17 protein-coding genes are annotated in these 18,596 nt (G+C 64.0%); 7 read left to right on the top strand and 10 right to left on the bottom strand.

Annotated elements, in window-relative coordinates; translation table 11 throughout:
• Positions 1-6: 6 nt before the first annotated feature.
• Positions 7-1,107 carry an AI-2E family transporter gene (locus tag QCE62_RS28790; protein ID WP_309925827.1) on the bottom strand — a complete coding sequence of 367 codons (1,101 nt, stop codon included), beginning with the start codon at positions 1,105-1,107 and terminating at the stop codon, positions 7-9.
• A gap of 169 nt (positions 1,108-1,276) precedes the next feature.
• On the opposite strand from QCE62_RS28790, the gene QCE62_RS28785 reads away from it, so the two are divergent.
• Entirely contained in the window at positions 1,277-1,819 is a 543-nt protein-coding gene (locus QCE62_RS28785) for an OmpA family protein (protein ID WP_309925825.1), read from the top strand.
• Positions 1,820-1,822: 3 nt separating this feature from the next.
• On the opposite strand, the gene QCE62_RS28780 is transcribed toward QCE62_RS28785, so the two are convergent.
• Genes QCE62_RS28780 through QCE62_RS28770 form a run of 3 tightly spaced genes read right to left on the bottom strand, consistent with a single transcriptional unit; the run spans position 1,823 to position 6,672 of the window.
• Complete coding sequence (locus QCE62_RS28780) at positions 1,823-3,820, bottom strand: acetyl/propionyl/methylcrotonyl-CoA carboxylase subunit alpha (protein WP_309925822.1); 1,998 nt, start codon at positions 3,818-3,820, stop codon at positions 1,823-1,825.
• Between the two features lie 53 nt (positions 3,821-3,873).
• Positions 3,874-5,481 (bottom strand): carboxyl transferase domain-containing protein, encoded by a 1,608-nt coding sequence (locus tag QCE62_RS28775; RefSeq protein WP_309925820.1) that lies wholly within the window; start codon positions 5,479-5,481, stop codon positions 3,874-3,876.
• A gap of 9 nt (positions 5,482-5,490) precedes the next feature.
• Positions 5,491-6,672, bottom strand: coding sequence for an isovaleryl-CoA dehydrogenase (locus tag QCE62_RS28770; RefSeq protein WP_309925818.1), 1,182 nt, complete (start codon positions 6,670-6,672; stop codon positions 5,491-5,493).
• A gap of 176 nt (positions 6,673-6,848) precedes the next feature.
• Between QCE62_RS28770 and QCE62_RS28765 the strand changes: the two genes are divergently transcribed.
• Positions 6,849-7,580: a TetR/AcrR family transcriptional regulator gene (locus QCE62_RS28765; RefSeq protein WP_309925815.1), complete on the top strand. Its 732-nt coding sequence runs from the start codon at positions 6,849-6,851 to the stop codon at positions 7,578-7,580.
• Between the two features lie 4 nt (positions 7,581-7,584).
• Here the strand turns inward: QCE62_RS28765 and QCE62_RS28760 are convergent, their stop codons facing one another.
• Positions 7,585-8,481 carry a ferritin-like domain-containing protein gene (locus QCE62_RS28760; RefSeq protein ID WP_309925814.1) on the bottom strand — a complete coding sequence of 299 codons (897 nt, stop codon included), beginning with the start codon at positions 8,479-8,481 and terminating at the stop codon, positions 7,585-7,587.
• A gap of 304 nt (positions 8,482-8,785) precedes the next feature.
• Between QCE62_RS28760 and QCE62_RS28755 the strand changes: the two genes are divergently transcribed.
• The 4 genes from QCE62_RS28755 to QCE62_RS28740 all read left to right on the top strand — a co-directional run bounded on the left by QCE62_RS28755 (position 8,786) and on the right by QCE62_RS28740 (position 11,608).
• Positions 8,786-8,980 carry a type II toxin-antitoxin system RelE/ParE family toxin gene (locus tag QCE62_RS28755; RefSeq protein ID WP_309925812.1) on the top strand — a complete coding sequence of 65 codons (195 nt, stop codon included), beginning with the start codon at positions 8,786-8,788 and terminating at the stop codon, positions 8,978-8,980.
• A 14-nt stretch (positions 8,981-8,994) separates the two neighbouring features.
• Positions 8,995-9,282: a helix-turn-helix transcriptional regulator gene (locus tag QCE62_RS28750; protein ID WP_309819528.1), complete on the top strand. Its 288-nt coding sequence runs from the start codon at positions 8,995-8,997 to the stop codon at positions 9,280-9,282.
• A 204-nt stretch (positions 9,283-9,486) separates the two neighbouring features.
• The gene (locus QCE62_RS28745; protein WP_309925808.1) at positions 9,487-10,281 is read left to right on the top strand and encodes an ABC transporter substrate-binding protein; all 795 of its coding nucleotides are present in this window, start codon (positions 9,487-9,489) and stop codon (positions 10,279-10,281) included.
• A 211-nt stretch (positions 10,282-10,492) separates the two neighbouring features.
• Positions 10,493-11,608 (top strand): M14 family metallopeptidase, encoded by a 1,116-nt coding sequence (locus tag QCE62_RS28740; protein WP_309837624.1) that lies wholly within the window; start codon positions 10,493-10,495, stop codon positions 11,606-11,608.
• Positions 11,609-11,618: 10 nt separating this feature from the next.
• Here QCE62_RS28740 and QCE62_RS28735 read toward each other — a convergent pair whose 3' ends face one another.
• Complete coding sequence (locus tag QCE62_RS28735) at positions 11,619-11,987, bottom strand: nuclear transport factor 2 family protein (protein ID WP_309925806.1); 369 nt, start codon at positions 11,985-11,987, stop codon at positions 11,619-11,621.
• A gap of 237 nt (positions 11,988-12,224) precedes the next feature.
• Here QCE62_RS28735 and QCE62_RS28730 point away from each other — a divergent pair, with 237 nt between their 5' ends.
• A complete protein-coding gene (locus QCE62_RS28730) occupies positions 12,225-13,388 on the top strand; it encodes a porin (protein ID WP_309925804.1) in 1,164 nt (387 codons plus the stop codon).
• A gap of 103 nt (positions 13,389-13,491) precedes the next feature.
• Here QCE62_RS28730 and QCE62_RS28725 read toward each other — a convergent pair whose 3' ends face one another.
• From QCE62_RS28725 to QCE62_RS28710, 4 genes are read right to left on the bottom strand one after another with little or no spacing between them, the layout of a single operon-like run.
• Complete coding sequence (locus QCE62_RS28725) at positions 13,492-14,895, bottom strand: glutamate decarboxylase (protein WP_309925803.1); 1,404 nt, start codon at positions 14,893-14,895, stop codon at positions 13,492-13,494.
• Between the two features lie 39 nt (positions 14,896-14,934).
• Positions 14,935-16,575 carry a bifunctional aspartate transaminase/aspartate 4-decarboxylase gene (locus QCE62_RS28720; protein ID WP_309925802.1) on the bottom strand — a complete coding sequence of 547 codons (1,641 nt, stop codon included), beginning with the start codon at positions 16,573-16,575 and terminating at the stop codon, positions 14,935-14,937.
• A 58-nt stretch (positions 16,576-16,633) separates the two neighbouring features.
• Positions 16,634-18,328: an aspartate-alanine antiporter gene (gene aspT / locus QCE62_RS28715; RefSeq protein ID WP_309925801.1), complete on the bottom strand. Its 1,695-nt coding sequence runs from the start codon at positions 18,326-18,328 to the stop codon at positions 16,634-16,636.
• Positions 18,211-18,534: a hypothetical protein gene (locus QCE62_RS28710; protein WP_309927572.1), complete on the bottom strand. Its 324-nt coding sequence runs from the start codon at positions 18,532-18,534 to the stop codon at positions 18,211-18,213. The genes aspT and QCE62_RS28710 overlap by 118 nt, the downstream gene beginning before the upstream one ends.
• Positions 18,535-18,596 lie beyond the last annotated feature (62 nt).

Below are 18,596 nucleotides of genomic sequence, written 5' to 3'. Positions count from 1 at the left end.
GCCCGGTCACGCGCGCGGACCGCTGCGCCGCTCCACGACGTAATCGGTCCACAGCACGACGAGGATCGTCATCAGCGCCGGGCCGATGAACAGGCCGATGAGTCCGAAAGTCTCCGCGCCGCCGAGAATCCCGAACAGCACCAGCAGGAACGGCAGCCGCGCCGAGCCGCCGATCAGCACCGGCCGCACGAAGTGCTCCGCCACGAACACGACGATCAGCCCGAACACGGCGACGCAGATGGCCGCGACCGTCGAGCCCTGCGCGAGCAGCCACAGCGCCGAGCCAAGAAAGACGACCGGCGCGCAGAACGGCAGCATCGCCGCGACGGCGGTGAGCATGCCGAGCAGGCTCGCGTGCGGCACGCCTGTGACAATGTACGCGACGCCGAGCAGCGCGCCCTCGCCCAGCCCCACGACCACCAGCCCGACCACCGTGCTGCGCACCGATTCGGCCATGCGCCGCACGATCGCCGCGCCATCGGCGCCGAACGCGCGGCGCGAGCCCGCGAGCAACTGCTGCCCGAGCTTCGATCCCGCCTGGAATACGAAGAACAGCGTCATCAGCATGAAGCCGAAGATGAAGAAACCATGCACCACGCGCCCGCCGAAGTGACGGGTCATCGCGACCACGGTGGCGCTGTGCAGGTTCTTGACGGCGGGCGAGGCATCGAGCGGCGTCGCGAGATTCGCCTGCCACCAGCGCGAGATCTGCGCGCTCATCGGCAGATGATCGACGAAGGCGGGCATCGGGAAGCCGGTGCGCAGGACATCGTGGAACCAGTGCAGCATGTCGTGCGCTTCATTGATGGTCTGCGCCGCGACGATGAAGAACGGCACCACGAACAACAGGCCGATGGCCGCCGTCAGGCACACCGCAAGCACGATGTGATGGTGCTTGAAGAACGGCTTGCGTTCGAGCCAGCCGAGGGCCGGCCAGAGCGCGATGGCGATCACGGCCGCCCACACGACCGCCGGGATGAAGGTGCGCGCGGTGTACAGCGCCACCAGCACGAGAACCGCGTACAGCACCGCCGAAGCCGTGCGCTGCATCTTGAAGGTGCGTCCGGATGGATCCGGCGTCGAGTCGTTGCGCGGCGGGATGGGCATGAAAACGGGGGCCTCGTGAGGGTGCGGATAAGCAAGCAAAAATCGGAAGCAAAAATCGTCCCCGTTCATTGTAATCACGCATGCCCGGGCGCGTGCCGACGCCCCCTTTGCGGGACGGCGCGCCGCTCTCCCTATAATCGAAGCTCCGCATCGATGCAGGGAAGGTTCAATGACGGGAAAGACCGCACAGGGAATGACGCTGCGGGCCACGGCTTCGGCATGCGTGGCGCTCGCGCTGCTGGCCGGTTGTTCGACCAAGCTCAACCGCTCGAAGGAAGACGAGGTCAATGCACGCTATGGCATCACGACGCTTGCCGTGAAGGGTGGCGTCGAAATCCGGCTGCCCGAGGCGCCGCTGTTCGACACCGACGAAGTCGACATTCGCGCGGGACAGTCGCCGATGCTGGATCGGGTCGCCGTCGTGCTGAAGCGCAGCATGCGGCCTGTGCTGATCGAAGGACACACCGACAATCAAGGCTCGCTCGGCTACAACCGCAACCTGTCCGAAGCGCGCGCGCAGGCGGTGGCGCAGGCGCTGATCCAGCGCGGCGTGCCCGCCCAGCGCATCACGACCAAGGGCGCGGCCTGGCTGCGGCCGATCGCCAGCAACGACACCGCGCAAGGCCGCGCGCTGAACCGGCGCGTGGAAATCCTGGTGCGCACCGAAAGCGAAAGCACGCTGCTCGGCACGCCCACCCGGGGCCGGCGCTAGCTTTCAGGCGGCCTGCGCGGCTTCCAGCACGAGCAGCTGCGAGCCGTCGGCAACCTGATCGCCCACCGCGAACAGAATCTCGCCGATCGTGCCCGGCCCCGGCGCGACGATGGTGTGCTCCATCTTCATCGCTTCCATGACCATCAGCGGCGCGCCCTTCTGCACCAGCGCGCCCGGTTCCACCAGCACGGCGATCACCTTGCCCGGCATCGGCGCGGTGAGGCGACCTTCCTGCTCGACATCGCCGGCGTGGGCCATCAGGTTCTGCCACTCGAACTGCATCGCCGCGCCTTCGTGGAAGACGTGGAACAGATCGCCGTCGGTGAAGACGTGACCTTTGATGAGCGCGTCGTCCAGTTGCACCGCGAACGAGGTCTCGCCGCTATGCGACCAGTCGAAGCGCGCCTGCTCGCCGTTGAGTTGCAGACGCTTGTCGCCGGCTTTCGTGAAGATCACCTTCAGCGTTTCGTCCGTGTCCGCCGCGCGCCAGTTCAGATCCTGGCTGTAGCCGCCCGCCATGCGCCAGTGCGACAGCGCATCCCACGGCGAGTGACCATGCGCCTCGCCGCCCTCGCGCGTGAGGAGTGCCGCGCAGGCGAGCGCCAGCGCATGCTTGCGCGAAACCTTCGACGGCGCGAACAGCGCGTCGTGATGCCGCTCGATCAGCCCCGTGTCCAGCTCCCCCGTGCTGAACGGCTCGCTCTGCACGATGCGCAGCAGGAATTCGACATTGGTCGACAGCCCGACGATCTCGCATTGCGCCAGCGCGCGCCCCATGCGGGCGAGCGCGTCGCGGCGGTCGCGGCCATGCACGATGAGCTTCGCGATCATCGGGTCGTAGAACGGCGTGATCGCATCGCCGCGACGTACGCCGCTGTCCACGCGCACGTCGCCGTCGATGGAAAATTCCACCGCGTGCGGCATGCTCAGATGCTTGAGCGTGCCCGTCGACGGCAGGAAGCCGCGCGACGGATTCTCCGCGTAGATGCGCGCCTCGATGGCGTGTCCGTGTACCTTCAGTTGATCCTGGCCGAGCGGCAACGGCTCGCCCGCCGCCACGCGCAACTGCCATTCGACGAGGTCCAGTCCGGTCACCATCTCGGTCACCGGATGTTCCACTTGCAGGCGCGTGTTCATCTCCATGAAGTAGAACTGGCCGTCCTGCGTCAGGATGAACTCGACCGTGCCCGCGCCGACGTAATCCACCGCGCGCGCCGCCGCAACGGCGGCTTCGCCCATCGCGCGGCGGGTTTCATCGGCGAGACCCGGCGCCGGCGCTTCTTCCAGCACTTTCTGGTGGCGGCGCTGCACGGAGCAATCGCGGTCGAACAGATAGACCGCGTGACCATGCTGATCCGCGAACACCTGCACTTCGACGTGCCGCGGACGCTGCAGATACTTCTCGATCAGCACGCGGTCGTTGCCGAAACTCGAGGCCGCCTCGCGCTTGCACGAGGCCAGCGCCGCCGCGAAATCCTCGCTGCGTTCGACCACGCGCATGCCCTTGCCGCCGCCGCCCGCACTCGCTTTCAGCAGCACCGGATAACCGATGCCGTCGGCCTCGCGCTGCAACAGCGCGGGATCCTGGTCGTCGCCGTGATAGCCCGGCACGAGCGGCACCGCAGCGGACTGCATCAGTGCCTTGGCGGCGGCCTTGGAACCCATCGCGCGGATCGCATCGACGGGCGGTCCGATGAACACCAGCCCCGCCTTCTCGCAGGCGTTGGCGAAGTCCTCGTTTTCCGAGAGAAAGCCATAGCCCGGATGAATGGCCTGCGCGCCGGTCGCCAGCGCGGCCGCGACGATGCGCTCGATGCGCAGATAACTCTCCGATGCCGCCGCGCCGCCCACGTGCACGGCTTCGTCGCAGACATCGACATGCTTGGTCTTCGCGTCCGCATCCGAATACACGGCGACGCTGCCGATGTTCATCCGCTTGGCGGTCGCCGCGACACGGCAGGCGATCTCGCCACGATTTGCAATCAGTATCTTGTTGAACATGTCTTTGCTCTGCAGAGGACAGGAGTAAGGCGCTAAAGCGCCAACTCCTGTCGTCACATCCGGAATACGCCGAAGCGCGTGTCTTCGATGGGCGCGTTCAGCGTCGCGGCCAACCCGAGGCCCAGCACGTCGCGCGTCTGCGCGGGATCGATCACGCCGTCGTCCCACAGACGCGCGCTCGCATAGTACGGATGGCCTTGCACTTCATATTGATCGCGGATCGGCGCCTTGAACGCCTCTTCCTCTTCCTTCGACCACGCGCCGCCCTTCTTCTCGATGCCGTCGCGCCGCACCGTGGCGAGCACCGACGCCGCCTGTTCGCCGCCCATCACCGAGATGCGCGCGTTCGGCCACATCCACAGAAAGCGCGGCGAATACGCGCGGCCGCACATGCCGTAGTTGCCCGCGCCGAACGAGCCGCCGATGATGATCGTGAACTTCGGCACCTTCGCCGTGGCGACGGCCGTCACCATCTTCGCGCCGTTGCGTGCGATGCCTTCGTTCTCGTACTTGCGGCCGACCATGAAGCCGGTGATGTTCTGCAGGAACACGAGCGGAATCTTGCGCTGCGCGCACAGTTCGATGAAATGCGCGCCCTTCAGCGCGGACTCGCTGAACAGAATGCCGTTGTTCGCGACGATGCCCACCGGATGCCCCCACACATGCGCGAAGCCGCAGACGAGCGTGGTGCCGTAACGGGCCTTGAATTCGTCGAAGGCGGAGTCGTCGACGATGCGCGCGATCACTTCGCGCACGTCGAAGGGCTTGCGGGTGTCGGCGGGAATCACGCCGTAGACGCTCTGCGGGTCGTAGCGCGGCGGCAGCGGTTCCTTCAGCGCCAGCGTAGGCGTCTTCACGCGGTTCAGATTGCCGACGATGCTGCGCGCAATGCCGAGCGCATGTGCATCGTTCTGCGCGAGATGATCCACGACGCCCGACAGACGCGTATGAACATCGCCGCCGCCGAGATCCTCGGCGCTCACTTCCTCGCCGGTCGCGGCCTTCACGAGCGGCGGGCCGCCCAGAAAAATCGTGCCCTGGTTCTTCACGATGATCGATTCATCCGACATCGCGGGTACGTAGGCGCCGCCCGCGGTGCACGAACCCATGACCACCGCGATCTGCGCAATCCCTTGCGCCGACAGGTTCGCCTGGTTGTAGAAGATGCGGCCGAAGTGATCGCGGTCGGGGAACACGTCGTCCTGATTCGGCAGGTTCGCGCCGCCCGAATCGACCAGATAGACACACGGCAGCCGGTTCTGCTCTGCGATTTCCTGCGCGCGCAAATGCTTCTTCACCGTGACGGGATAGTAGGTGCCGCCCTTCACGGTGGCGTCGTTGCACACGATCACGCATTCCTGCCCCGCGATGCGCCCGATGCCCGTGATGATCCCCGCGCCCGGCGCTTCGTCGTTGTACATGCCGTACGCGGCCAGTTGCGACAGCTCCAGGAACGGCGTGCCCGGATCGAGCAACTGCGCGATGCGGTCGCGCGGCAGCAGCTTGTTGCGTGATACGTGGCGGTCGCGCGCGGCCTGCCCGCCGCCTTCCGCGAGTTTCGCGACCTTCTGCTTCAGATCGGCGACGAGCGCTTCGAGCGCCTGCACATTGGCGCGGAACTCCTCGCCGCGCGGATTCAGCTTCGATTCGATGATCGTCATGTCGCGCCCTCAAGCCGTCTCGGCGAACAGTTCGCGGCCGATCAGCATGCGGCGGATCTCGCTCGTGCCCGCACCGATTTCATACAGCTTGGCGTCGCGCCACAGACGGCCCACCGGATACTCGTTGATGTAGCCGTTGCCGCCGAGGACCTGGATGGCTTCGCCGGCCATCCACGTGGCTTTTTCGGCGGTGTAGAGGATCACGCCCGCGCAGTCCTTGCGCACCTGGCGCACGTGGCCGGCGCCGAGCGTGTCGAGCTGGCGGCCGACCGCGTAGAGATACGCGCGGCACGCCTGCAACGTGGAATACATGTCGGCGACCTTGCCCTGGATCAGCTGGAATTCGCCGATGGCCTGGCCGAACTGCTTGCGATCGTGGATATACGGCACCACCGCGTCCATGCACGCAAGCATGATGCCGGTCGGGCCGCCCGCGAGCACGGCACGTTCGTAGTCGAGGCCGCTCATCAGCACCTTGGTGCCGCCGTTCAACTGCCCGAGGATGTTTTCCTTCGGCACTTCCACGTTCTCGAACACGAGTTCGCCGGTATGCGAGCCGCGCATGCCCAGCTTGTCGAGCTTCTGCGCGACCGAGAACCCCTTCATGCCCTTCTCGACGATGAACGCCGTGATGCCGCGCGCGCCCGCTTCGATGTCGGTCTTCGCGTAGACGACCAGCGTGTCGCAGTCGGGGCCGTTGGTGATCCACATCTTCGTGCCGTTGAGCACGTAGTGGTCGCCCTTCTCTTCGGCGCGCAGCTTCATGCTGACGACGTCCGATCCCGCGTTCGGCTCGCTCATCGCGAGTGCGCCGATATGCTCGCCGGAAACGAGCTTCGGCAGGTACTTCTGCTTCTGCGCCTCGGCGCCGTTGCGATGAATCTGGTTCACGCACAGATTCGAATGCGCGCCGTACGACAAGCCCACCGACGCCGACGCCCGCGAGATTTCCTCCATGGCCACCATGTGGGCGACGTAGCCCATGTTCGCGCCGCCGTATTCCTCGGACACCGTCATGCCGAGCACGCCCAGGTCGCCGAATTTCTTCCACAGGTCCATCGGGAACTGATCCGAATGGTCGATTTCGCCGGCGCGCGGGGCGATTTCCTTCGCCGCGAAATGGGCGAGCGAATCGCGCAGCATGTCGATGTCTTCGCCCAACGCGAAATTCAGACCGGGCAGGTTGCTCATGAAGCGTCTCCTCGTGAATACGGATGTTTTCGGCGGCTACCGCGTGTTGAGTCTGGCTCACACCACGCCGGTAACCGCTGGATTGGGCAATTTCACGCTCAAATTGGCTGGCCGTCAATAGGTTTTTGAGCTACGCTCACATTTATTCGAGACGTTCCCAGGGCTGCATTCCGATCATGTCGACGCATACCACCGCTTCCGGCCGCCGCGCGCCCGCCGGCATCAAGTCGCAGCAGCGCGTGAAGGAGATTCTCCAGGCCGGCCGCGAAGTCTTCGCCGAGAAGGGTTACGACGCCGCAACCAGCGCGGAGATCGCGCAGCGCGCGGGCATCTCCGAAGCCACGGTCTTCAGCTATTTCAGCGGCAAGCGGGATTTGTGCGCGCGCGTGATCGCCGACTGGTACGACGAGATCATCGATGCCTTCGAAACCGGCCTGCCGCGCGACGGCACGGTGCATCAGCAGTTTGCGTTCATCGTCAGGACGCACATGCGGCTCATGCTGATGAACGGCACCGGGCTCTGCTCGCTGGTGCTGTCGGAGGGCCGCACCAAGCAGCACGATCTGTCGGACGCGCTCACGGAATTGCAGCGCCGCTACACCGCGCCGCTGATGGACGTGCTCGCGCACGGCCAGGCGCTCGGCCACGTGCGCAGCGACGTGCCGCTGCGGCTGTTGCGCTCGCTCGTGTTCGGCCCGATGGAGCACGTTCTGTGGGATGCGACGCTCGCGAAGCGGCGCTTGAGTCAGGCTCAGATCGAGACGACGGCGAACGAACTCGTGGACGTCCTGTGGGCGGCGCTGCAGCCGCCGGACACGCAGGTGGCCGCGCTGGTGCGCTTCCGGCAGGAGGTCGAGGAAGCCTCGCGGCGCTTCGATGCGTCAGCGAAGCGGAAACAGGAAGAATGAGGCCTTATTTGCGGATGAAGCGCAGCGCGAGGCGCGCGAGCTTCGGCACGGTGACGGGGCGCAGGAGCCGCGCGTCGTAACCGCCCATGCGGCGGTCGTTCTCTTTCAGACACGTTTCGATCAGCGCGCGCACCGAAACATCGCCCGCCACCGAATCGCCGACATTCGCCGGGAAATTCGCGTCCTGCGCGGCGCCGCTCGTATCGAAGCCGCGCGCGAGGGAAATGCGGTCGCGGATCAGCGAGACCCACACGCTCGCGGTCTTCGCCAGGAACCACGGCTTGCGATACCACGGCAGGCTGCGCCGGTACCACGCCACCCAGTTGGCGAAGAACAAGATATGACGCGCTTCTTCCTGGATCACCGGCTCGAAGGTTTCGACCAGCGCTTCGGGAAAGTAGCCCGATTGCCGCGCCGCCTCGAACAGCCCGAACGCGAAGAAACTGTCGATGCATTCGCTGTAGCCGGTCAGCATCCAGGCGCGTAAAGGATCGGCGGGGGCGGGATATGGCGGTTCCGGCGCGAGTTCGATGCCATACGCCTCCACCAGCTTCGACAACACCAGCTTGTGACGCGCCTCCTCGCCGCCGTTCATGCGCAGCGCCTCGCGCAGATGCGCGTCGGCAACCGTGGCCGCGTAGGTGGCGACGCGGATCGATGCGCGCCCTTCCGTCTGCACCGCGATATCCCAGATGGGCAGCGAGGTCACGCGCTTCAGCGCGGCGGGTTCGAGCGGCGGCCAGTCGATGACGGCGGGCTTGTACGGGTTGTGCGTCGTCAGGAGCATCTCGCAGAACATGCGCTTGTGCAGGTCCGAACCGATCGGGATTTTCCCAGTGGACCGGTAGGTCCAGTGGCGCATCGCATGATCTGCTTCGACTGGGTTGAGCGTGTCGGACATATTCGAAGATTGGTCTCGGCCCGGGTACGTCCTGCGGAGTTTGGCACACGGAACGCAAACATGCAGCAAGTGCACGCAGAGCCGCGAAATCCTTCCCAAGTCACGCCAATTCGAAGCAACTCGGACAACACAAGCCGACGACCAAATTTCACATCGCCTAAGCCTCAAAAATATACATATACTTGTATATTGTAGCGATGAGAACCTTACGCTTCGTCGGTACAACATTGGAGGATCTGCGAAAAATTCCCCTGGAAGCGCGCCGCCACACCGGATTCCAGCTGGACGCCGTGCAGCGTGGCTGATGCCGGATGACTTCAAACCCATGCCAACAGTCGGCGCGGGGGCGTATGAAATCCGCATTCATGTCGAGGGAGAGTGGCGAGTACTTTACGTCGCGAAGTTCAGCGACGCAGTCTATGTGCTTCACGCGTTCCAAAAGAAGACCCAAAAACGCGACAGGAAGATATTGAACTGGCGGCTCGCCGCTATCGGCTGATTGGAGGCTGAATCATGAACGAACCCATTGTAGATTCGAGCGGAAACGTCTTCGCCGACCTCGGCTTTCCCGAGGAAGAGGCTCTCCTGCTCAGTCTCCGCGCCGACCTGATGGCTTCGTTGCGTCAGGTGATCGAAGCCCGCGGCTGGACCCAGGCACAGGCTGCTCAGGCGCTCGGCATCACCCAGCCGCGTGTTTCCGACCTAAACCGAAGCAAGTGGGACAAGTTCAGCCTCGACATGCTGCTGGCACTGGCCGTGCGCGTCGGGTTGCATCCGCACATCGAGTTGAAGGCCGCATGAAGCACCTTCCTCACACCGCAAGGCTTCAAAGACCCGCTATCGGGGCTTTCACTAGCTCCCCAACATTTTTGGCTTGGTAACCTTCTGCCGATTCTGAGCGGACACGATCCGCGGAATGCACCTGATCCGGCGCCCCAACCATGCGCCGGTCGCCTGGAAACGAGACCTTCCGGGTAGAACCGACCACCTTCTGGAGTTACAACAGTGAAGAAACTGCTCGCGGCACTGACGATGTCCCTTCTCGCCGCCACGTCGCTCACCGCCGTCACCGCCGCGCAGGCGAAGGACTATTCGACGATCCGCTTCGGTGTCGACGCCAGCTATCCCCCGTTCGAATCCAAGGGTTCCGACGGCAAGCTGGTCGGTTTCGATATCGATCTCGGCAACGAGATCTGCTCGCGCCTCAAGGCGAAATGCGTGTGGGTCGAGAATGACTTCGACGGCATGATCCCCGCCCTCAAGGCGAAGAAGTTCGACGGCGTGCTCTCGTCGATGTCGATGACCCCGCAACGCGCCGAGCAGATCGCCTTCTCGAGCAAGCTGTTCAACACGCCCACGCGCCTGGTCGCGAAGAAAGGCAGCAACATCCTGCCGACGGCCGAAAGCCTGAAGGGCAAGAACGTCGGCGTGGAACAAGGCACGATCCAGGAAACCTACGCGAAGACCTACTGGGCGCCGAAGGGCGTGACGGTCACGCCGTACCAGAACCAGGATCAGGTCTACGCCGACCTGACGTCGGGCCGCCTCGACGCCGCGCTGCAGGACGCCGTGCAGGCCGAAATCGGCTTCCTGAAGACGCCGCGCGGCGCGGGCTTCGACTTCGCGGGCAAGGACCTCGACGATCCGAAGACGCTCGGCAACGGCGCCGGCATCGGCCTGCGCAAGGAAGACACCGACCTGAAGACCAAGATCGACAAGGCCATCGCCGACATCATCAAGGACGGCACCTACAAGAAGATCGAGAAGAAGTACTTCGACTTCGACGTGTACGGCAGCTAAGCCGCCTCGCCTTCCCTAAAACGGGCTCCGCGCCGCAAGGCACGGAGCCCGTTTCGTTTGCGTCATCCCTTGCGGACGCCGCCGGCCGGGCGCCCGCCGCAGTGATTTCGGCTAAGATCGAACGTCCGGTAAGACGCCAGCGGAAGGAGACACCGCGGCGCCCCGCAACTATCCGAGGCAAGAAGCACGCATTCGCGTGCGCGCGACCCCTATGCAAACCCGAACCCACTCCCTGATCTCGCCGTCCCTCGGCACCACCCGCACCATCACCAGCTTCCACTATGGTCCCGGCGGCGGCCAGAAGATCTACATCCAGTCCTCGCTGCACGCGGACGAGCTGCCCGGCATGCTGGTCGCATGGCGTCTGCGCCGCCAGCTGGCCGAATTCGAAGCCGCCGGCAAGCTGCGCGGCGAAGTGGTGATCGTGCCGGTGCCGAATCCGATTGGCCTGTCCCAGCATCTGCATGGCACGCTGATGGGCCGTTTCGAAACCAACAGCGGCCACAACTTCAACCGCAATTTCCACGATCTCGCCGCGTTGATCGCGCCGCGCATCGAGGCGCGTCTCGGCCCGGACGCGGAGGCCAACAAGCTGGCCGTGCGCGCCGCCATGCAGGAAGCGCTCGACGAGCAGACGCCGCACACCGAACTCGAATCGCAACGTCTGGCGTTGCAGAAGCTGTCCTTCGACGCCGATGTCGTGCTCGACCTGCACTGCGACCTCGACGCCGCGCTGCATCTCTACACCAATCCGGACATCTGGGAAGAAGTGGAGCCGCTCGCGCGCTATCTCGACGCCCGCGCGTCGCTGCTTGCGCTGAATTCGGTGGGCAATCCGTTCGATGAGATCCACAGCTTCTGCTGGTCCGATCTGCGCCAGCGCTACGGCGAGCGCTTCCCGATTCCGAACGGCGGCGTGTCGGTGACGGTGGAGCTGCGCAGCCAGCACGACGTGTCCTACGAACTCGCTGACAAGGACGCGCAGGCCATCGTCAATTACCTGATCCGGCGCGGCGTGATCGACGCCCCAGTGCCCGAGCTGCCGCCGCTCGCTTATCCGGCCACGCCGCTTGCGGGCGCGGAGCCGATCGTCGCGCCGATGTCGGGCATCCTGGTGTTCCGCGCGCCGGTGGGCGAGTACATCGAGGCGGGCGCGCCGGTCGCCGATATCATCGATCCGCTGACCGACACCGTGACCACGCTCAAGTGCACGACCTCGGGCGTCATGTACGCACGCCACATCGTGCGCTTCGCGACGGCCGGTCTCGAAGTGGCGCGCATCGCGGGCGCGAAGGCGTATCGGACCGGGTCGCTGCTGTCCGCCTGAGCCGCTTTCTCTAGTAAGGCGCAAGGCCGCATTGCGCGGCCACCACGCGCCAGTTCCCGTTGATCTCGCCCCAGGTTCGCGTGTAGCGCAGGCTGCCCGCGAACGGGGCGCCGCCGAACGTGCCGGTGATCGCCACGCGCGTCACCGTCACCGCGAACGTGCCATACACGCGCACCCGCACGTCCTCCGTCTCCAGCTTCTCGATCCGCTGCATCCCATAGCGATGCCCGTTCAGGTCGTCGGCCTTCGTCCACACCTTGCCGGTGGCGTCGACGAAGCTCAGGTCGTCGGCGAGCAGCGCGTCGAGCGCATCCACGTCCGACTTCATCATCGCCTGCTTCAGGCGCGCTTCCAGTGCAAGGATTCCCGTTTCGTCCATGGTGTCGCTCGCTTAGAGAGTGAAGCGTGAGCATCGCATCGCGCCCACTGAACACACAAGCGCAACGATTCCGCCAGTGGTGTTGCCCCTGAGATACACCGAAAGCCGGCTGAAAGCACTGTCACATTTTCTTCTTCAGCGCTCGCTACAGTTGCGCCCGTCGCAATGAACACGTCGTAGAACGCGGATTTGACCGACATCGTCACCACCACCGCGAACCAACTCACGGAGCTTGTTTTGAAGAAGAATCTCTTGGCGACCGCCGCGCTCGCCGCATTTGCCGCCCTCGCCGCCACCTCCGCGCAAGCCCAAAGCAGCGTCACGCTGTACGGCATCATCGACGCCGGTATCAGCTACGCGACCAACGCAGCACGCACCGGCGGCAGCGACTCGCTCGTCAAGTACGACGACGGCGTGGCGCAAGGCAGCCGTTGGGGCCTGAAGGGCTCCGAAGACCTCGGTGGCGGCCTGAAGGCGATCTTCACGCTGGAAAACGGCTTCAACAGCGGCACCGGCGCACTGGGCCAGGGCGGGGCTGAATTCGGCCGTCAGGCATTCGTCGGTATTTCGAAGAACGACGTCGGCGCGCTGACCTTCGGTCGTCAATATTCATTCTCGACCGACTATCTCGGCGGCGCGTACTCGATCGGCGGCCAGACCGTCGCGGGCAACTACGCTTACCACATCAACGACGTCGACCAGCTGACCTCGAGCCGCATCAACAACTCGGTCAAGTTCAGCAGCGCCAGCTTCTACGGCGTGACGTTCGGCGCCATGTACGGCTTCTCGAACGCGGCTGGCGCCTTCGCCGGCTCGCCGACGGTCGGCACGACGGCCGGTTCGTCGCGCGCCTACAGCTTCGGCCTGAACTACAAGGCGGGCCCGCTTGGCATCGGCGCGGCTTACACTGACATCCACTACCCGGGCTCGTCCACGCCGACATTCTCGACCAACATCGCGAACATCACGCAAGCCAACATCAAGGACCTGCGCACGTTCGGCGTCGGCGCGAACTACGCGCTGGGCGCAGCGACGATCTTCGGCCTGTGGACCAACACGCGCTTCGAACCGGTTACCGGCGCGAGCTCGAAGTTCAACGCGTTCGACATCGGCGGCAAGTACGCCTTCACGTCGGCGCTGACGGCTGGCCTCGGCTACTCGTACATGAACCTGACGGACAACGCCAAGGGCCACTGGCACCAGTTCGACGCGTCGGTCGACTACGCGCTGTCGAAGCGTACCGATGTCTACGTGCTCGGCATCTACCAGAAGGCTTCGGGCCGCAACGGCACGAACGACGTGCAGGCGCAGATCGGTTCGGCGACCAGCTACTTCGGTACGTCGGGTCTGGGCGAAGACGACCAGCTCGCGTTCCGCGTCGGCATCCGCCACAAGTTCTAAGCATCGCTGCGATGCCAGGCGTCCTGTCGAAGGACGTCTGCTGAACGAAACGGGCCGCCCTTGGGCGGCCCGTTTTTTTCACACGCTCACACGCTCACGCGGCTCAGCATTTCGCCACGGCGACCTTGTGAGGATCGGCGTGAGCGTGCAGTGCCGGAGCGGTGGCCGTGCCGCCGTGCTCGTCGAGGTACGCGCAGGCGGAGACGATGTCGCGCGCCAGCGACATTGCGACAGTGTGGTTGATGTGTGGACGCACCACCACGCGCAGGCTCCTCACTTCCTCGGCGTTGGGCGGCATCGAATACGCCGACAGCACCCAGCCTTTCTCGCGCACCTTGTTCGACACGTCGAACTCATTGAATTTCTTCACCTTGGGATCGAGCGTGACGGCGACGACAGGAATGCGCTGCGTCTCGTTCATGATGGTGAAGTAGCCGCTCTTGACCAGTTCGTCGCGCAGCCTGACCGCATTGGCGAGCGTGTGCGTCATGATGCGCTTGTAGCCATCGAAGCCAAGACGCAGAAACTGGTAGTACTGCACCGCGATCGGCGCCGCGTTGCGGCTGAAGTTGAGGGTCGCGGTAGGCATTTCACCGCCAAGATAGTTGACGTAGAAGATCAGGTCTTCATTGAAGACCTTGCGCTCGCGGAACACCACCCAGCCGAGTCCTGGCGGCGTGAGCCCGAACTTGTGCCCGGACGCGTTGATCGACTGCACGCGCGGCAGACGGAAATCCCACGCGTAGTCCGGATAGAGAAAGGGATTGACGAAGCCGCCCGAGGCGCCGTCGATATGCATCGGAATCGAGATGCCGGTCTTCTGTTCGTACGCGTCGAGCCAGTCGTGGATTGCCTGGATGTCGTCGTCCTCGCCGGTGAACGTCTGTCCGGCGATCGCGACCACCGCGATGGTGTTCTCGTCGACGTACTTGTCCAGCTGATCCGCCGTCAGCCGATAGTTGCCCGGCTCGAGCGGCACGATGCGCGGCTCGACGTCGAAGTAGCGCAGGAATTTCTTCCAGACGATCTGCACATTGCCGCCGGTCACCATGTTCGGTCGCGATGCGTCCTTGCCGGCCTTCTCGCGCGCCTGCCGCCAGTTCCACTTGTGCGCCAGTCCCGCCAGCATGCACGCCTCGGAGGAGCCGATAGTCGCCGCACCGTAGGGCTCCACGTCTTTCGGACCGTTCCAGAGCTCGTGCAGCCAGCGGACCATGCGCCTCTCCATCGCGAAGAGTTGCGGATACATGTCATGGTCGATGTAGTTCTTGTACATGTTGCGCCGCGCGGTCTCCACCGCCTCGGGTTCCGCAAAGGTCGTGACGAACGACGACATGTTCAGCATGGGATTGGTGTCGGTCCACTCGTCGCTCCAGACCAGCGCGTCCGCGGCGCGCGCCGAAATGCCGTGTCGCGGGAAGGCGTTCTCCGGCACTTCGAGATTGAATTCGTCGTACATCGTGACTTTTTCAGGCGGCGTGCCGTCCGGGTTCGTTGCAGGATTCATTGCCTTGCATCCTCTGCAAATAAGGATTGAGAATTTCGATTACTTCGCTGTTTTGCCGCCTTCCTTCCTGAAGCGCTCGACGTATCGATCCATCAGCTTGCGAATCGCGCGGCCGATCAGCATGTAGTCGCTCTCGTTGAGATTGGCGAGCGACACGCGGCCCGAAGGATGCGGCGTCCCGAAGCCGCGTCCCGGCAGCAGAACGACGCGCGCTTCCTTTGCAAGCTCGAAGAGCATTTCGGAGGGCTGCACGCTCTTGAGCACCCAGTCGACGAATTCCTTGCCATACGCGCGCCCACCCATGTATTCGAGATCGAGGATCGTGTAGTAGTCGACCTGGTTCTCGTCCTCCGCTTCCTGGGCCACACCGATCTCGCGATACAGCGCCGCCTTGCGGCCACGGATCAGACGCTTCAGCGCGTTCTTGTAGGCATCGGGCGTGTCCATCAGCGAGAACAGGGAGAACAGCACCATCTGCACCTGTTGTGGCGTGGAGAGGCCGGCCGTGTGATTCAGCGCGACGGTCCGGCTGTCCGCCACCAGACGGTCGATGAATTTGAGCTTGTCGGGCTCGGTCGTGATCGATTCGTAACGTTCGTGCAGGATCGCCCGCGCATCTTTCGGCAAGGCAGCGATCTGCTCGTCCAGCACGTTGTCACGGTGCGTCGCGATCGTGCCGAGGCGCCAGCCGGTGGCGCCAAAGTACTTCGAATACGAATAGACCAGGATGGTGTTTTTCGGGCACAGCGCGAAGAGCGACACGAAGTCGTCGGCGAAGGTGCCGTAGACATCGTCGGTGAGCAGAATCAGATCAGGCCGCTCCTTCACGATTTCGGCGATGTACTGCAAGCTCGCCTCATCCATCTTCACCGACGGCGGGTTGCTCGGATTGACGAGAAAGAACGCCTTCACCTTCTTGTCACGTAACTTGTCGAGCTCGCTTTTCGAGTACTGCCAGCGGTTCTTCACGTCGGCATCGCAGTTGATGACGTTCAGCTTGTAGTCGTTCAGGCGCGGAATTTCGATGTACGGCGTGAAGATCGGCCGGCCGAGCGCGATGGTGTCGCCCGGCTTGATGAGGAAATTCTCACGCATCGTGTTGAAGATGTAGGTCATCGCCGCGGTACCGCCTTCCACCGCGAAGACGTCGAATTCGCCGACGAACGGATGCTTGCCGATCATCTCGCGCCGCAGATACTGCGCGACGATGCGCTCCGACAGCGCCAGCATGCGATCCGGCACGGGATAGTTGCAGGCGAGAATGCCTTCGCACATCTCATACAGGAAATCAGCCGCATTCAGGCCGAGCTGGTCGCGAACGTAGGACACGGCGCCCGCCAGGAAGCTGATGCCGGGCGTGCCATGAAACTCGCGCGCAAAAATTTCGAAGCGCTCCTCGATGCCTTCCCGCTTTGGAAATCCGCCGACGCCTTCCGGCATATAGGCAAACGAACGCTCCGACTCCCGCATCGCGAAGAGGCCCAGTTGCCAGAAGCCATGGCGCGGAATCGTCGCAAGAAAATTCGGGTTACCGCGGCCCGCGTTGAGCATCGCGAGATTCGCGGGCCGCTCGACCGCGCTGCCGCCCGCGGCCTTGATGAGCTCGTCCTTGAGTTCGAACGGGCTGAGCGCTGCCATCGCAGCACGATCGTCGCGAGCCGGCTTTGAAGACTTGGCCATCCAACACCCCCAGAAAAAGAAATCAACTCGATGACACTTGAAAAGACATGCGGCACGCTCACGAAAGCAGCATGACGATCACCATCCCCCAGATGGTCAGCAGCGTATTGCCCACCGCGTAGGTGACCGTGTAGCCGAGGCCCGGCACCTGGCTTTTCGCGGCATCGCAGATCATGCCGAGCGCGGCCGTCGTGGTCCGCGCGCCCGCGCAGATGCCGAGCAGGATCGCCGGATGAAACCTGAAGACGTATTTCGCGATGTACATGCCGAGAATGAGCGGCACCGACGACGCGAAGATGCCCCACAGAAAGAGGCTCACGCCGAGCTTCTCGAGCCCCGCGACAAAGCCCGGACCAGCGGTGATGCCCACCACTGCGATGAACACGTTCAGGCCGACCGAATTCATGAACCACAGTGTCGGAGACGGAATCCGTCCGAAGGTCGGGTGAATCGCGCGGAGCCAGCCGAAGAGAATCCCCGCGATCAGCGCGCCGCCCGCGGTCGACAGCGTGAGCGGAACGCCGCCCGCGTGAATGACGACCGCACCGATCAGCGCGCCAAGCGTGATCGCCAGGCCGGTAAACGCCATGTCGGCGACATCGCTCGGGCGGTCGATCACGCCGGCCGCCTTGGCGACCGCCGTGGTGTCCTGCGTGCGCCCCACCACCGTCACGGTGTCGCCACGGTGCAGTTTCGTGTTCGCCAGGACCGGAATGAGCGTCTCGGTCGCACCGCGTTTGATCCTGCGGATGAACACGCCGCGCGCGCCTGGCAGATGCGCCAGCTCGCCGAGCGTCTTGCCTTCCACCGCCTTGTTCGTCACGAAGATATCGACGCCTTCGACCGGCACGGCGAGCAATTCTGCGTCGTCGACTTCTGTCGCCACGCCGCCGCCGAGAATCTCGACCAGCTGATCGCGCCGCCCGACCACGGCGACCACGTCGCCGGCCTGCAGTACGTCGTCGATCTTCGCTTCCTGGATCTGCCCGCCGCGCCGGATCCGCTCGATGAAGAGCCGGGCGCCCGCGGGCTCCAGCGCTTCCGCCTGTGCGACCGTCAGACCCGCGACACGGCCATGGGCCTGCACGCGATAGGCGCGCAACGTGAACTGATGCCAGCCCGAGCCGTCGCCGCCCAGTTCCGTGCCGCCGCCGAGTTGCTTCTCGTACTCCTTGCACGCCGCAACCAGATCGATCCCGAGAAGCCGTGGACCGAGCATCGCCAGGATCAGCGCCGAGCCGATCGTGCCGTAGATGTAGGTCACGGCGTAGGCAGTCGGCATGGCGTCGAGCATCGCCTTGGCCTGCTCGGGCGGCAGGCCAAGGCGATTGATTGCGTCTGTCGCGAGGCCCATGGAAGCCGAGATGGTCTGCGAGCCTGCGAACAGCCCCGCCGCCGAGCCGATGTCATAACCGGCGATCTTCGCGGCGACCCACGGCGCGGCCAGGCACAACGCGCATTGAATGACGGCGAACAACGCCTGCGGCAACCCGTCCTTCGCGATGCCGCGCACGAACTGCGGCCCGACGCCATAGCCGACGGCGAACAGGAACATCAGGAAGAAGACGGACTTGACGTTGGGCGAGATGGTGATGCCGAGCTGGCCTACGGCGATGGCGGCAAGCAGGGTCGCGGTCACTGCGCCGAGACTGAACCCCTTGAAGCTTTTTCCGCCGACCCAGTAGCCAACGCCCAACGAGAGAAATACGGCGATTTCAGGATAACTACGCAGTGTTGCAGTAAGCCATGACATAAGCGTTCCTTGTCAAGTCGAAGCTGCTTTGCCGTTTTTTTGACCAAGAACGGCAGAAAATCAGCACGATCATTTGAATCGCCTGAATCATATTGAGGATGTTCCAACCGTCCACTCGAAATGAAGCGCAGCTTGACCGACGACAACACCCGCACCATTCGACGCAATTTTTTCTGCGTCTTGCCGGGCGTATGTGAATCGTTCATGGCCTGGGACTGCGCCTGGCACGGATTCATCTCGACGGCTCACCAATACACCAATTTTCGAA

This window comes from Caballeronia sp. LZ033 (assembly GCF_031451265.1).
Taxonomy (GTDB): Bacteria; Pseudomonadota; Gammaproteobacteria; order Burkholderiales; family Burkholderiaceae; genus Caballeronia.
Note: the sequence above shows the minus strand (reverse complement) of the source record. Positions and strands in the feature narration are given on the sequence as shown.

Coding starts and splice junctions, on each gene's coding strand:
- QCE62_RS28790 (WP_309925827.1), bottom strand. CDS start 1,107: ATGCCCATCCCGCCGCGCAACGACTCGACGCCGGATCCATCCGGACGC.
- QCE62_RS28785 (WP_309925825.1), top strand. CDS start 1,277: ATGACGGGAAAGACCGCACAGGGAATGACGCTGCGGGCCACGGCTTCG.
- QCE62_RS28780 (WP_309925822.1), bottom strand. CDS start 3,820: ATGTTCAACAAGATACTGATTGCAAATCGTGGCGAGATCGCCTGCCGT.
- QCE62_RS28775 (WP_309925820.1), bottom strand. CDS start 5,481: ATGACGATCATCGAATCGAAGCTGAATCCGCGCGGCGAGGAGTTCCGC.
- QCE62_RS28770 (WP_309925818.1), bottom strand. CDS start 6,672: ATGAGCAACCTGCCCGGTCTGAATTTCGCGTTGGGCGAAGACATCGAC.
- QCE62_RS28765 (WP_309925815.1), top strand. CDS start 6,849: ATGTCGACGCATACCACCGCTTCCGGCCGCCGCGCGCCCGCCGGCATC.
- QCE62_RS28760 (WP_309925814.1), bottom strand. CDS start 8,481: ATGTCCGACACGCTCAACCCAGTCGAAGCAGATCATGCGATGCGCCAC.
- QCE62_RS28755 (WP_309925812.1), top strand. CDS start 8,786: ATGCCGGATGACTTCAAACCCATGCCAACAGTCGGCGCGGGGGCGTAT.
- QCE62_RS28750 (WP_309819528.1), top strand. CDS start 8,995: ATGAACGAACCCATTGTAGATTCGAGCGGAAACGTCTTCGCCGACCTC.
- QCE62_RS28740 (WP_309837624.1), top strand. CDS start 10,493: ATGCAAACCCGAACCCACTCCCTGATCTCGCCGTCCCTCGGCACCACC.
- QCE62_RS28735 (WP_309925806.1), bottom strand. CDS start 11,987: ATGGACGAAACGGGAATCCTTGCACTGGAAGCGCGCCTGAAGCAGGCG.
- QCE62_RS28725 (WP_309925803.1), bottom strand. CDS start 14,895: ATGAATCCTGCAACGAACCCGGACGGCACGCCGCCTGAAAAAGTCACG.
- QCE62_RS28720 (WP_309925802.1), bottom strand. CDS start 16,575: ATGGCCAAGTCTTCAAAGCCGGCTCGCGACGATCGTGCTGCGATGGCA.
- aspT (WP_309925801.1), bottom strand. CDS start 18,328: ATGTCATGGCTTACTGCAACACTGCGTAGTTATCCTGAAATCGCCGTA.
- QCE62_RS28710 (WP_309927572.1), bottom strand. CDS start 18,534: ATGAACGATTCACATACGCCCGGCAAGACGCAGAAAAAATTGCGTCGA.